Here is a 15,185-nt window from a genome sequence, read left to right on the forward strand (position 1 = left end):
AAACCGCAATGAAAGTGAATCTGCAACGCCATGGATTACTTGGCAATGGTTTCTTAATATGATACAATAAATAAAGTTGTGTATCATTTGAAAAGAGGGAAAATAATGTTCACACAAAGAAAAATACTGGTTGTGGAAGATAACGAGATAAACCGTATGATGCTGAGTTCCATCCTGTCATCTGAATATGAGGTGCTGGAGGCGGAGAACGGGCTGGCTGCCCTGGAGGCGCTGAGGAAATACAGGGACGCAATTGCGCTGATTCTGCTGGACATCATCATGCCTGTTATGGATGGGTATACCTTCCTGGCGCGTATGCAGGAGGACCCGGCGCTGGCATCCATACCGGTCATCGTTACCACGCAGAGCGACGGTGAATCCGACGAAGTGGCCGCCCTGTCCCACGGCGCCACGGACTTCGTGGCAAAACCCTACAAACCCCAGGTCATTCTGCACCGCGTGGCCAGTATTATCAAGCTCAGGGAAACAGCAGCCATGATAAATCTGGTTCAGTATGACCGGCTGACCGGGCTCTACACAAAAGAATTTTTTTACCAGCGTGTGAAAGAAACCCTGGCCGCCCGCCCTGAGCAGGAGTATGACATCATTTATTCCAATATAGAGAATTTCAAGCTTGTCAATGACATATTCGGGGTGCCGGCCGGGGACAGACTCCTTGTGAATGTGGCCGCCATGTTTTCAAAGCGGGTGGGCAGATGGGGAATCTGCGGCCGGATTAATGCGGACCAGTTTGCCTGCCTCTTGGAACGGCGCTGGGAATATTCAGAGCAGTTATTCGTGGAGGCGGGAAACCAGATTAACACCATGTCCAATGTGAAAAACATGGTAATGAAATGGGGCGTCTACCATATTGACGACCGCTCCATATCCGTGGAACAGATGTGCGACCGGGCCCTGCTGGCAGTCCGAAGCATTAAGGGCCAGTACAGAAGGCATTTTGCAGCCTATGACGAGGCACTGCGCAGCAAGCTGCTCCGGGAACAGGCCATCACGGACAGTATGGAGGAGGCCCTGGTCCAGGGACAGTTTATTGTGTACCTGCAGCCTAAGTACAGCCTGAAGGATAAGACCCTGGCAGGGGCAGAGGCCCTGGTGCGGTGGGTTCATCCGGAATGGGGCTTCCAGTCCCCCGGGGAGTTTATTCCTCTGTTTGAGAGGAACGGGTTTATCACACAGCTGGACCAGTATGTGTGGGACCGTACCTGCGCCTATTTGCAGGACTGGGACAGGAAGGGATATCCCCGGGTTCCTGTATCCGTGAATGTGTCCAGGGCTGATATCTACAATGCAGACCTTGCCAACATCCTTTTGCGGACCGTACATAAATATGGCCTGCCGCCTTGGCGCCTGCACCTGGAGATTACGGAGAGCGCCTATACGGAGAATCCGGGCCAAATCATCGAGACAGTAACCCACCTCAGGGAATTGGGCTTCATCATTGAGATGGATGATTTCGGAAGTGGCTATTCCTCCTTAAACATGCTGAACCAGATGCCCCTTGACATTCTGAAGCTGGATATGAAGTTTATCCAGAGTGAGACGGCCAAGCCTGTGAACCAGGGAATTCTTCGTTTTATCATGAGCCTTGCGCGGTGGATGAACCTGAGCGTGGTGGCGGAGGGCGTGGAAACCGGGGAGCAGCTGGAACGGTTGAAGGAAATCGGATGCGATTATGTGCAGGGCTATTTGTTCGGAAAGCCAATGCCCGGAGATGTCTTTGAGGAGCTTATGAAGTCAATGCCCCGGATGGAGACAAAGGAGCTGCAGGAACCGGAAAACCAGGACCCCGGCCATGCATATGACGGAGGGGAATTTCTGTACAGTACCTGCGGCGCCGGGGACAGCCAGGCATGTCTGGAGCAGAAGCTGGCTGCCATGAATGAACGGATGGAGGTTATAGTCAATTCCATTCCAGGAGGCATTGCAAGCTACCGGATTGAGGGTAACCGTTTTATACCGGATTTTTATTCCGACGGCGTCCTTGCCATTTCCGGGCATACCAGGGAAGAATTCCGGGAGCTGGTGGCCCGCGATGCCATGGATATCATATATGAGGCGGACCGGGAGCGTGTGCTGGCGGCAGCAAAGGAGGCTGTCTTAAGCGGCGGAATCCTGGATATTTCGTACCGTATGCGCCACAAGGACGGGAATATTATATGGATTCACCTGAACGGGCGGCGCATGGGGCCTGTGTCTGATAAAATGAGCTTTTATGCTGTATTTACCGGCATGTCGGCAGAGGCCCGCCTCTTCCAGAGCATTGCCAATGAAACCGTGGACAGTATCTATGTAATCAGCAAGGAAAATTATGACCTGCTCTATGCCAATGAGACAAAAGGCCCGTTTGCCGGGAAGCAGCGGAGCCTGGGACAGAAATGCCATCTGGCCCTGCGGGGGAATATGTCCCCCTGCGCCAATTGTGTGATTAAGAATTACCAGGCCGGCGGCAGGGACAATTCCATGATGCTGTCCAGTCAGGGAAGGTTTTACAGCGCCAGGTTCCGTGAGACGGACTGGAACGGCATTCCGGCCTATATCCAGTATGTGAGGGATGTGACGGAGGAAGTGCAGACCCAGAAAGAAAAGAAGCGCCTGGAACAGTATTTCCAGACAGTAGTAAAAAACCTGCCCGGCGGGGTTGCAGTGCTGCGGCGGAAAAAGGACGGGACCATGCAGCCGGAGTTTTTATCGGATGGATTTGCTGCAATGACTGATATGGAGTATGAGGAAGCATGGGAACTGTACCGGGAGGATGCCATGTACGGGGTGCATCCCCAGGACCGTGCCTATGTGGCGGGACGGATGGAGGAGTATGCGGCTGATGGCTCCTGCAGCCGCGAGATAGTGTACCGTCTGAAGAAGGGCCGCGGGGAGGGAAGCTATATATGGGTCAGGAACCGGTTTACCCTGATTGAGGACGAGGAGGGAGAAAACCGGATTTATGCCATTTACTATGACATAACAGAGGAACGGGAGGAACAGGAACGGCTGAGGGCCCGGTACAGGGAACTTCTGCTCAAACACTACCGGACGCCCGGACCCAATGCGCTGATTGTGGGGCATTACAGCATTACCCAGAACCAGGTACTGGAGGTCATTGACCACACGGATTCCGGGCTTATGGAAACCTTTGGGTCAAACCGGAAGGAATTCTTTGCCGGTATCTCCGGATTCATTGAAGATGAGGAGGAAAGGCGGGCGTACACGGCAGCCTTTGTGGATGCTCCGGGAGTGAATCAGGATGTCAACTGTTTCATCAGGCTTCCCAGGGATTCCTACGGCCGGTATGTCCGGTTTAAGGTGGATTTGCTGGAGACGCCGGATACGGGTGATATCACGGGTATCTTCACTGTGACGGATATCACGGAGCAGGTCATATCGGAGAGAATTCTTCACCGCATGACCGTGGTGGGCTGCGACATGGTCATAGACGTGGATTTGTTCCGCGACAGATACATGCTGCTTAACAGCGGCAAAGAGGCGGAGGATGTCCCCGGGCCGTCCGGCTGCCATTCCCGGCAGGTGGATTATATGCTGAAGGTGCAGGTCGTGCCCAGGGACAAGGAACATGCGGCAAGGATGATGGAGCCCGGATATATCCTGGAACAGCTGAAAAAGGAGGATTCCTATTCCTTCCATTATTCAATCATTGGGGAACAGGGCGATATACTTACAAAAAACCTGACAATTTCCTCCATAGACCTGCGCCTGGGACGCATCTGCATGGCCCGGACCGACATCACGGATTCTGTCCGGGAACAGCAGGGAATGCTGAATGTGGTTGCCTCCACCTTTGAACTCATGGGATTTGTGAATATCCGCAGCAGGCGCATGACCATGTATACCAGACAGACCGTACAGGAGAATCTGTCGCCGTATATACTGGATGACTACAATGATTCCGTGGAGCGGATTGCAGGGTATTATGATATTGGGGACGGAAAACAGTTTATCCGGACACAGTTCCGTTTGGATACCATGGTTTCCCGCCTGGAAAAGGAACCGGCTGGGTATGATTTTGTGATTCCCTATACAGCGGGGGAGGGCGTACGGTATAAGCAAATCAGCATTCTGTGGGGCGACAGGAACCGCAAGACCGTCTGCATGGTACGGGCGGACGTGACCGACATGCTGGCGGACGAACGGCGCAAGAAGGATGAACTCAGGGAAGCCCTTGCCCTGGCAGAAGAGGCCAGCCAGGTGAAAAGTGAATTCCTTTCAGCCATGAGCCATGACATACGCACGCCCATGAATGCAATCATAGGCATGACGGAACTGGCTGCGGCCCACATCGGTGAAAAGGAACGGGTGGAGGACTGTCTGAAAAAGATATCCCTGTCCTCAGGGCATCTTATGAGTCTGATTAACAATGTGCTGGATATGAGTAAAATAGAAGGTTCCAGGCTGATTCTCAACCGTATGCACATATCCCTTCCATCCCTGGTGGAACAGATTACAGGAATGATGGAACCCCAGGCCCGCAGCAGGGGACTGGACTTTGAGGTCCGGACAGAGGGGCTTGTCCACAGGGAGTTTTACGGGGATTCCCTGCGTCTGAACCAGATTCTCATCAATCTTCTGGGAAATGCGTGCAAGTTCACGCCGGAAGGAGGCCGGGTCAGCTTCTGTGCAGAGGAATACGGTCAGGTACAAACGGAAGGATGGATTCACTACTGCTTTACGGTCAGCGACACCGGGGTTGGAATCAAGGAGAATTTTTTACAGCATATGTTTGAACCCTTTAGCCGGTGCAGGAATGACAGCTGCGTGGAAGGCAGCGGATTAGGCTTAAGCATCACCAAGGGTCTGGTGGACCTTATGGGAGGGACCATCCAGGTAAGGAGCCGGGAACACCAGGGAACCACATTTCTGGTGGATTTGGAATTTGAACCGGCCGGGGACGAAGAAAGCGCAATGAGAGGGAAACCGGAAGGGGGCGCACAGGCGGGCAGGGAAGAGCAGGCCCTGGCCGGAGCAGGAACCCTGTCAGGATGCAGGTTCCTGATAGCTGAGGATAATGCCATCAATGCCGAGATTCTCTGCGAACTCCTTCAGATGCAGGGCGCGCAGTCCGTTATACGGACGGACGGGGTCAAGGCCCTGGATGAATTCAGGAACACTGCGCCGGGGACTTACGATGCCGTGCTTATGGATATACAGATGCCGGAGATGAACGGTTATGATACGGCCAGGGCTATCCGCGGTCTGAACCGGGAGGACGCTGCCCGGATACCCATTATAGCCATGACAGCCAATGCCTTTGCAGAGGATGTACAGGCAGCCCTTAAAGCCGGAATGACGGCCCATGTGGCCAAACCCATAGATGTCAGTGTGATGACGGCAGTGCTTTTAAAAGCCATAGGGAAGAATGCCTGATGCAGCGCGCAGACGTGATAATACAGCCTGATATAATAACATAAAGGAGAGACTAACAAATGAAACCGAATGAAACGACAGGAAAACAGGAAATCATGAACCGGCTTAAAACCTCAGGAGAGCTTTATGTCCTGCTTTCCATGTGCACAGGAGAGCCCTATGTGGTTTGCGACCAGGAAACCTATGATGATGAAATCATTGTTTTCTTTGATGCCCAGGCAGCCATAAAGGAGGCAAAGGAACAGACCGAGGCGGGAACGCCTGTAAAACCCATGAAGCTGGAGAACAAGCAGTTTCTGATGTTTTACACCAGCCTCTATACCCTGGGAGTGAATGCGCTGCTGGTAAAAGACGGGGAAAAGGACTGTCTGATTCAGCTGCAGGATTTTGTGAAGCGCAATAAGCAGCAGGGTCAGGAGTCAGGGGAGAAGATATGGGTGGAGAACCCCTCCCTTCATCTGACCATGCTGTATTATATGCAGGAACTGAGAAGAAAACCAGGGCAGGAGAGCCTTCCGCAGATTAAGGAATGGCAGGATGAGATTACCAGTGATTTCAGTAAAGGAAGTTACATTGTTCCTGCGGAGAAGGAGGGGAAGGGACTGGCAGCTGTCAAGGTGAACGAGCAGCTATTCCAGGCCATTTTTACAGACATATTAGAGTTCCAGAAGTTTAACCGGGAAGGCAGGCTGCGTCCTCTTGTGGTGACCGCAGACAAGATACCCCAGATTATGACAGAAGAGGCAAAGGGAGTGATTCTCAATCCCATGGGAGTCAGGATGCCTTTGCAGATTAAGAAGGCGTCCGGCCAGCCAAAACAGGATGCATAGGAAATATAGGAAATGAGAAAAAAACTCATTTATAAAATTCAGGTAAACAGAAGGACTTTGGAATGATGAACGTGAAAATGCTGTAATGAGGTTTTGCCTCACTGCAGCATTTTCACGTTTTGAGTTCAAGGGTCAGTTGGTTGAAGTCATCCGGTTTGTCTTTTGGCCTGTCAAGGGACGTTACCTTTTTTAATATTTCGTTCTGTGTTTTGTTGTACTCTTCCTTGGCACGCTTAAGGACAGCGGCCTGGCCCTCGCGGTATGTATTCTGGAACCAGTAAATGAGCAGGGATTCATCTGAATTCAAAAGCTTTGTGACAGATGCTCCCGCTTCATCCGGGCGCAGTGCAGCGGCCAGGGGCGTTTCCAGCGGAATGTCAAAGATGGAATGGACGGAAGTGCCGAGCGCCTTTGCAATGGCTTCCATGTGGGCCATCTTATCCTTTTGGTTTTCTCCGTTTATGATTCTCTTCAAGGTGCTGGCAGGTATGTGTGTTTCCTTTGATAAGGTTGCCTGAGTCATCCCCTTTAAATTCATTAGTGCAATCAGTTTCTCATTTTTCACAGTAAGTCCCCATTTCCTGGTAATCCCATATCATATCGGTCCCAAACCCGATAGATAACCATAAAATACCCTTCATGGATAATTCTACCATATTATTTATAATTCTTCAAGAAACGGCATTGATTTGATGATATTTTTTCTCATGGTATTTTTTCTCGCAGCTTTCTTTGAGTTATTGTGACATATTCTTTCAATTTCTTTAAATCCATGGACAGGGCCGATTAAATTGTTTACAATAGACAGGCTGGTCAGAGGCTGGCTGCATTAAATTACACAGGAGACCAGAACACATGTTAAAAGATACTAAAAAGAATACCAATCCAAAGAAACGAATGAGTAAGACCAAGCAGGCCAGGAGGCGGGAGGAAGAATTTAAATCCACTCTGAAGTTCGGCGTGAAACTGGTTTTGATTCTGGCGGTTGTGATTGGCTGTGCACAGCTGTTTTTTTATGGAAAAAACGTGATGGCAGGCAGGAGCAGCGGTCCGGCTGCCTGGATAGCGGAAAAAAACAGCGAAACAAAGGACAATCAATCAGATACACCTGAGACAGGGGAAACGGCTGCCTCCCAAAAGAACTCCTCTGAAGACGGCGTTTCCATGGACCTGTCTTCCATGGGACCGGAAGCTTCCGGCCCTGCGCAGGAACAGCAGATGCCGGAAACCATTGCGCCGTTTGCTGAATCCAGCGATGGGCCGGGTAATGTGGTGCAGGCTGCCCCGCCCTCCGGTGAAGCGTCCTTCGGTCCTGCAGGCAGCGGAAATGAGCTGTTCCCTGTTTCAGGACCGGTTGACGCATCTAGGCCCATGATTGCATTTACCTTTGACGACGGTCCTTATTACAGCGTGGACATGAGAATCCTGGACACGCTCCAGGCTTACGGGGGAAGGGCTACCTTTTTTATAGTGGGAAGCCGTGTCAATGACTACAAGGACACCCTCAAGCGAATCCAGGATTCCGGGTCTGAGATAGGGAACCATACATTTAACCACAAGAATCTGGAAACGATTGCTCCGGAAGAAGTGGCATCCCAGATTGAGATGACCAACGATGCGGTGGAGGCCGTGACAGGCTTCCGGCCCAGGCTGGTGCGGGTGCCCTACGGCGCCTTTAAGGGCCAGGTGCCCGGCCTGGTATCCTACCCCATGATTCAGTGGGACATTGATACGCAGGACTGGTCCAGTAAGGACAAGGATGCCATTGCGGCCTCTGTGCTTTCCCAGGCAAAGGATGGAAGTATTGTGCTGATGCACGATTTGTATTCCTCCACGGCCGAGGCATTTGAAACCCTTATTCCCCAGCTGGCCGCCCAGGGATATCAGTTTGTCACGGTCAGCGAGATGTTTGCAGCCAAAGGGCTGCCTCTGGAAGCTGGGCAGGTTTATTTTAATATCCGCAATAAGTAGGAGGCAGCCGGCTTCACCATATTCGTATTTCCCAACATCACTAAACGGGGAACTAAATGGACAGAGGGGAGGCGCGGTGCACTTCTCTATTGACACAGGATTAAATCAACCATATAATAAAAGCAGTAAAATATGCGAATGGCACCTGCCGTTCGCATATTGCTGTTTCAGGGAAGATGAACATGTTCGTTCATCTAACGCAGGAAAGGAGGGGAGACAATTGGAACAAACGTATTGGCTGCTGGCCGTTGACGACGAGCCGGACATTTTAAGAACCAACCGAAAATATTTGGAAGCCAGGGGGTACAAGGTTGATACGGCGATTTGCGCCATGGACGGCCTGGAATTGCTGCGCCAGCGCAGCTATGACTGTATTCTGCTGGATGTGCTTCTGCCGGATTTAAATGGGTTTGAGCTCTGTCAGGCGGTACGCAATATTACATCAGCGCCCATTCTGTTTTTAAGCTGTATGGATGATGAGGAGGATAAAATCCGGGGATTAATGGCCGGCGGGGATGATTATATCACCAAACCCTACAGTTTAAAGGAACTGGCTGCCCGGGTTTATGCGCAGGTGCGGCGCAGTGTCATGCAGGGATTCATCATTGACCATCATCAGCAAAGCCTGACCGCGGGAAACCATGTAATTTTGCTGTCCCCAAAGGAGTTTGACTTGTTCCTGTATTTTCTGGGGAATTCCGGCCGGATTTTAACACCGGAGGAAATGTACAGAGATGTATGGAGAACCGGGAAGCCTGATACCACAAATACGGTTGCAGTACATATTGCAAGGCTGCGGCGCAAGCTGGACGAGGCAGGCCATCTGGTCGGTAACATTGAAACAGTGCGCGGAGAAGGTTATGAGTTCCGGCCCAGGTCGGAAGCGAGGATAAAGCTATGAAACGGTTCCTGTGTTTAGTTACCCTCATATTAACCGTCTGCATCATTCTGCTTTTTACCGCATGCCAGCCGTTTGTTTCGGAAGGACCGAAGGCGGCAAAAGGAGTAATGGATTACAGGGAGAGGGATTTTAACTCAGATGTCTATGCGCTGGGTGGGGAATGGGAGTTTTATTATGGAAAACTCTATACCCCGCAGGACTTTTGTCAAGGACGGACAGAGGGAGGTGAGTATATTGACCTGCCCGGGCCATGGATTAAGAAGGGATATCCGGGGCTGGGGTATGCAACGTACCGCCTGCATATCCGGACTGCCACGGACCGGGCCCTGCTTCTTTATGTACCGGAAATCATGTCATCCTCCGTCATCTGGGTGAATGGAACTGAAATCTTTGCAGCCGGACAGCCGGGTGATTCGGCGCAACACACGGTTCCCGGAGTGAAAAATGACCTTCTGGCCCTGGTGCCGCAGGACGGCAGGATAGAACTGGTGATTCAGGCAGCCAATTACCATATGAACGGGAGCGGTATATTTTATTCCCTTCTCATTGGCCGCGATACGGTGCTGAGCCATCACATATTCTGGCAGCGGACCTTGATTGCCTTTGCACTGGGCGGTATCCTGTTTATGGGCATCTATCATCTGTTCCTGTTTGCATTCCGCAGGAGGGAGAAAATTTATCTCATTTACAGTGTGACCTGTCTTGTGACAACGGTCCGCCTTGCCATGGAGAGCAACAACCTGTTCCAGTATTTTCTTCCGGGTGGGATTGGTCCGGTGCTTAACCGGGTGTTCCTGCTCTTGTTTACCCTCCAGAACCTGTGTATCTGCATGTTTATGCTTCAGATATTCCGCGTCCGCCTGGGCCGGACTCTGCGGGTGGTATATGGAATCAGTTTTATCCTGCCCATGGTTCTGATTTGCATCCGGAGTGTTCCCTATGCAACTGCAGTCAACTGGATGTTCCTGGTGCTGCTCCCCTATGGGATTTCGGTGGTATTGGCAGCAAAGAACGGAAAAATAGGAAAAGATCCGTACCGGTTTCTCTATTTTTTGAGCTTAATCATTTTTATTTTCTTCGGCCCGCTGTCGAAGACGGTCTTTGAAGGGGCGCTTTTTGTACCGGGAATTGTCCCGAACCTGTTTTTGCTGCTCTGCCAGTGCACCATGCTTTCGCGGAATTATGCGCAAGCCCACAATGAGGTGGAGCATATCAATGAACATCTGGAACTACTGGTGGAACAGAGGACGGAGCAGTTAAACAGCGCCAACCGGCAGCTGGCAGCATCCCAGGCAGCCCTGCGGGAAATGATTGCCAATATCTCCCACGACCTCAAAACTCCGCTGACCGTGCTGAACAATTATCTGGAACTGCTGGGTGATGATACGATTGCGGCAAATGAGCAGGAGCGGGCGGAGTATCTGGGGATTGCCTATCACAAGAACCTGGACCTTCAGAGACTAATCCACAACCTGTTTGAAGTGACCCGGCTGGAGGGCGGTACGGCGGTTTACCGCAAGGACCGGATACAGGCGGAGAGACTGATGAAAGAGTCGGAACACAAGTATGCGGAGCTGGTCAGGGATAATGGAATGCAGTTCTCGGCCGAGGCAGAGGAGGGAATTGAACTGCAGGTGGATGGCAATAAAATCTGGAGTGTGCTGGATAACCTGGTTTACAATGCAATCCGCCATACGCCGGCCGGAGGAAGCATTTCGCTTTCAATCCGGAGAAACGGCGGTCAGGTTGAACTGAAGGTATCGGATACAGGGGAGGGAATTGCACCGGAACATCTGCCTCACATCTTTGAGCGCTTCTACAAGGTATCGCCGGAACGCGGGGAAAAGGACGGCTCCAGCGGCTTAGGGCTGTATATAGTCAAAACAGTTGTGGAGGCCATGGGAGGCTCGGCGGAGGCGGAAAGCACTCCCGGAAGAGGTACGGTATTTACAATCAGATTTCCTTAAAGGGTTCTGGTATAATAAGATTATATAAGAATAGACAGAAATGCGAACCCGTGAAGAACGTGTTCGCATTTCGTTGTTTTAGGGATTATGAACGAATCTGTTCATAATCGAACGTTCAATCATATAGAACAATTTCTGCCATAAATCAGGCATACCGGCGGGAAGAGAGGAGGAAACATGAGGGGTAAGTTAAAGAGAAAGTTTGCGGTTGTAATGGCGTCTGTACTGGCATTGTCCAATATCCAGTCAATCCCGGTATTTGCAGGGGGGGGGGTGAAATGGAGAAGACCATCCTCCGATTCGAAGAACTGCCGGAAAAATATGCGATTCAGGAATTGGAACTGGGGGCAGCGGAGGAGGATATCCGCTTCCCGGGCAGCCTGTGGGCGGACATGGTGATTGTGAAGCAGAAGAATGAGGGGAGCAAAGCAGAGGAAACAGAGGCCGGCAAAACCGAAGTGGGGAAGGCGGAAACGGAAGCTTCTGTTGAAGCGGAGGAGAGTTCAGGAGCTGACAGCACCACGGAACAGCAGGCTGGCGATGCGGACTTGTCTGTTTCCGCAGAGGAGGAGAAGGCGTTACCGGAGGATGAGGAAGAAGCTTCATCGGATGAGTCCTCCAATGATGGAACAGTTAATGAACCGGAAACAACCGGTTCCGATACCACCGGAACAGCGGAGCCGGAGGAAGAAGAGGAGCCGGAGATAAAGCAGCCGGAGGTAAAGCAGCCGGAGTCAGACACAGGAGAGGCTGACAGCCCGGATAACGGGTTGGAATCTGAGAAACCTGCAAAAGAAGAGAATGATGCAGGGAAACCATCCGGAAACCTGCAGGAGGATTCCGAAAATACGGAAGAACCGAAGGCCCCCGTTGCAACCGGTTCAGAGGCGGAAAAAACGGAGAAAGATAATGAGTCTGACGATAGAATTGAAAAGACCGTCAGGAGAAAAATACGGGATATTGAATGGGAGCTGAATTTTACAGAAAGCAGCGATTCAGAAATTCAAGCTGAGGTACCAGGAACCTATGTCTATGAGCCGGTCATACCATCCGGATATGAGATAGACTTAGAAGTGGAACTGCCGCAGATTCTCGTAAAGGTCGGAGGCGTTGATGCAGAGGAAAAACCGTGCACGAAAACCGAGGGCTGTACGCTCCCGGACGGGCATGAGGGTGGCTGCGTGACGGAACCGCCCACGGATGCACCGTCCGCCTGTACCTGCGAGACGGCCTGCGCTGAGGGCGCCGTGGACAAAAGCTGTCCGGTGTGCGCGGCGGCGGATGCGGACCTTGCGGACTGCACCGGTATGCTTGTACCGCAGGCAGCACAACAGGCGGCGGGCACTCCATATATTGTATCCAACCTGGATGAACTAAACAACGCCTGTGCTGAGGCGAACCCCGGCGACACCATCCTCTTTCGGGATTGGACAAGTCGGGAACCAGCATACTCAGGGTTTTCTTCGGGTGTTCATGTAATATTTGAATCGTACAGTGAAAGAGGGATTATATGGGTACAGAACGGCAATCTGGCATCTGTTCGGGTAGAGCAGCAGGACTGGTTGATTACTTTAGAAGGCTCCAGCCATGTGGAGGATGTCATTCTGGAAGCCGGACGCTTTGAGTTGTACAGTGGAACGGTGGAAAACGTGAAGATGACCGGCGGGAGGTTCATTCAGGACGGCGGCACGGCCGTTACCGGAGCATTTGTCTACGAAGGCGGTTCCTTCAATTCCATTTACCTGGGCGAAAACGGCACCTTCCAGAACCTCTCGGGTGCCCCAGTGGATGCCGACATCAACGGGGCGCAGGTTACGGTCGCTTACGGCTCAACCGTAGATAAAAACGGTACAGTCATGGACGGAAACCTCATCACCGGTGACGGTTATTCCTTTGACCCAGCCGACGGGAAACTGACCATCACCGCCAATAGCGGAAGCTTCTACTGGAAGGAGGATGGCAAGATTGAGAAAGACGCCCTCCTCACCGTGGAGGTGCAAAGCGGCGTGACGACCCTGATAGCCAATGCCTTTCGGGGCTGTGTGAACCTGACCTCTGTGACGCTGCCCTCCAGCCTGACCGTCATAGAAGGAAGTACATTTGAGGGCTGCACAAGCCTCACGCACATCGACCTCCCGGACAAGCTGGAGCATATCATGTTAGGTGCGTTTGGGGAAAGCGGACTGACAGAAATTACTATTCCGGCCAGCGTGACAAAGCTGTTTGGCTGGGTCTTCTATGCCTGTCCGGACTTAAAAACGGTCATTTTTGAAGGAACGACCGCTCCCGAACTGCCGGGCAACGACATGAACTCGATTTTTGCGGGAATGGCTTCTCCCCCCACTGTCTATGTGCCGGACGGGGCCACCGGATATGACAAGCTAGGAGTTCCGGTCTACCCCGATGGGATCACACCGGCGATCAAAACCCATCCGCAGAGCAGGACGGTAACAGTCGGAGAGGCCGTTTCCTTTACCGTTGCAACGGAAAAGGCTGTTCCCTTTTTCCAGTGGCAGGTGAGCAAGAACGGCGGAAGCACCTGGGAGGATGTGACGGATGCCCGATCCGCCACTTACGACATAGAGAAGGCAGGCGGAGTGATGAACGGCTGGCAGTACCGCTGCAAGGCAAGCAGCAAGGATGGCGAAGCGGTTTCCAATGCGGCCGAGCTGACCGTAACCGCACAGTGGAGTAACAATACTCCGTCCGGCGGCGGTGGCGGCGGCTCTTACACTGCCCCGGACCCAAAGAACAGCTACACGGTCACAGGCGACAGAATCAGCCAGTCCATTTCCCGGTATGATTTGCAGTGGATGATAAACTCCGGCAAGAGCCTGACGCTCTCCTGTGACAAGGCCAGCATGACCTTTGAACAGGCGGCGCTGAAAACGATTCTGGAGGCGGTTCCAGCCATGGCTGGGAACATCACCTTTGCCGCCTCTCCCGCTGATATAAGTGCGTTCCCGGACGCGGCGGCGCTCATTGGCTCCCGTCCGGTATATGACTTCACCATCAGCTACAAGGATGGCAGCGGAAAAGATGTTCTGGTAACGGTAAACTTCCCGGTAGGCTCGGCGGCAGTTACGCTGAATTATACCCCTGCGGCGGGAGAAGTCACTGGAAGCCTGTTCATGGTCTATGTGGACGAAAAAGGGACTGTGACATGGCTTGACAAGTCCAGCTACAACAGCGGAAAGGTTCTGGCGGACGCGTCCCACTTCTCTGTCTACGGCGTGGCATACAAAGCGTCCGCCCCGGTGTTTACCGACATCACGAACCACTGGGCAAAAGCGGATATTGAGTTTGTGGCGGCGCGCAACCTGCTGACCGGCATGGGAAATAGCCAATTCTCTCCCGATGCCGCTATGACACGGGGAATGTTCGTCACAGCCCTGGGGCGGCTGGCCGGTATCAGCCCGGACAGCTACAAGACACGCAGCTTCACCGACATAACGGCCAACGCCTACTATGCGTCATATGCGGAGTGGGCCGTGCAGAACGGGATTGTAAAAGGAACCGATGAGGGTGTATTCAGCCCTGACGAGCCGGTCACGCGGGAACAGATGGCGGTGATGATGGCGGGTTACGCCGGACAGATGGGCTATTCCATTCCAGCCCCGCTTGCGGAAGCCGCGTTCACGGACAATGCCTCTATCAGCGCGTGGGCGGCAAAGGAAGTAAAAGCCATGCAGAGAGCCGGTATCATCAAAGGCAAGGACGGCAACCGCTTCGCCCCGCAGGAGGGCGCCACCCGCGCCGAGGTTTCGGCGGTGCTTCACCGTTTCGTGGGGATCGTCATTGACCTGGCTACCGCACAGGGCTGGACAATGAACGATTCCGGCCACTGGCTCTACTACAAAGATGGGCAAAAACTCACCGGCTGGCAGACCATCGGCAAACTGCGCTACTACTTTAATGACGATGGTGTGATGCACGAAGGCTGGAAAGAGGATTCTACCGGGAAATGGTACTACTGGACAAACGCCAGAGCCGCTATCGGCTGGAGGGAAATCGGAGAGAAGTGGTACTACTTCTATGAGAACGGCGCGATGGCCGTGAATACCATCATCGACGGCTATGAGGTCGGCCTGGACGGGGCGAGGAAATAGGCAGAAAATG

General features: G+C 52.5%; 7 protein-coding genes. 6 read left to right on the top strand and 1 reads right to left on the bottom strand.

What is annotated here, in order from left to right; genetic code table 11:
- Nucleotides 1-105: 105 nt before the first annotated feature.
- Nucleotides 106-5,397, top strand: coding sequence for an EAL domain-containing protein (locus tag I2H39_RS00455; RefSeq protein WP_195625544.1), 5,292 nt, complete (start codon nt 106-108; stop codon nt 5,395-5,397).
- A 59-nt stretch (nt 5,398-5,456) separates the two neighbouring features.
- Entirely contained in the window at nt 5,457-6,227 is a 771-nt protein-coding gene (locus tag I2H39_RS00460; RefSeq protein ID WP_138307252.1) for an SseB family protein, read from the top strand.
- Between the two features lie 112 nt (nt 6,228-6,339).
- Here the strand turns inward: I2H39_RS00460 and I2H39_RS00465 are convergent, their stop codons facing one another.
- On the bottom strand, nt 6,340-6,792 hold the full coding sequence (locus tag I2H39_RS00465) for a helix-turn-helix transcriptional regulator (RefSeq protein WP_195625545.1): 453 nt from the start codon (nt 6,790-6,792) through the stop codon (nt 6,340-6,342).
- Nucleotides 6,793-7,082: 290 nt separating this feature from the next.
- On the opposite strand from I2H39_RS00465, the gene I2H39_RS00470 reads away from it, so the two are divergent.
- The 4 genes from I2H39_RS00470 to I2H39_RS00485 all read left to right on the top strand — a co-directional run bounded on the left by I2H39_RS00470 (nt 7,083) and on the right by I2H39_RS00485 (nt 15,175).
- Entirely contained in the window at nt 7,083-8,198 is a 1,116-nt protein-coding gene (locus I2H39_RS00470) for a polysaccharide deacetylase family protein (RefSeq protein ID WP_195625546.1), read from the top strand.
- 220 nt (nt 8,199-8,418) lie between these two features.
- Nucleotides 8,419-9,099 carry a response regulator transcription factor gene (locus I2H39_RS00475; protein WP_195625547.1) on the top strand — a complete coding sequence of 227 codons (681 nt, stop codon included), beginning with the start codon at nt 8,419-8,421 and terminating at the stop codon, nt 9,097-9,099.
- Between the two features lie 107 nt (nt 9,100-9,206).
- Entirely contained in the window at nt 9,207-11,066 is a 1,860-nt protein-coding gene (locus tag I2H39_RS00480) for a sensor histidine kinase (RefSeq protein ID WP_227146887.1), read from the top strand.
- A 278-nt stretch (nt 11,067-11,344) separates the two neighbouring features.
- Nucleotides 11,345-15,175 carry an S-layer homology domain-containing protein gene (locus tag I2H39_RS00485; protein WP_195625549.1) on the top strand — a complete coding sequence of 1,277 codons (3,831 nt, stop codon included), beginning with the start codon at nt 11,345-11,347 and terminating at the stop codon, nt 15,173-15,175.
- Nucleotides 15,176-15,185: the final 10 nt, after the last annotated feature.

The organism is Clostridium sp. 1001283B150225_161107_B6 (assembly GCF_015556325.1).
Classification (GTDB): domain Bacteria; phylum Bacillota; class Clostridia; order Lachnospirales; family Lachnospiraceae; genus Enterocloster.

Coding starts and splice junctions, on each gene's coding strand:
- I2H39_RS00455 (WP_195625544.1), top strand. CDS start 106: ATGTTCACACAAAGAAAAATACTGGTTGTGGAAGATAACGAGATAAAC.
- I2H39_RS00460 (WP_138307252.1), top strand. CDS start 5,457: ATGAAACCGAATGAAACGACAGGAAAACAGGAAATCATGAACCGGCTT.
- I2H39_RS00470 (WP_195625546.1), top strand. CDS start 7,083: ATGTTAAAAGATACTAAAAAGAATACCAATCCAAAGAAACGAATGAGT.
- I2H39_RS00480 (WP_227146887.1), top strand. CDS start 9,207: ATGGATTACAGGGAGAGGGATTTTAACTCAGATGTCTATGCGCTGGGT.
- I2H39_RS00485 (WP_195625549.1), top strand. CDS start 11,345: ATGGAGAAGACCATCCTCCGATTCGAAGAACTGCCGGAAAAATATGCG.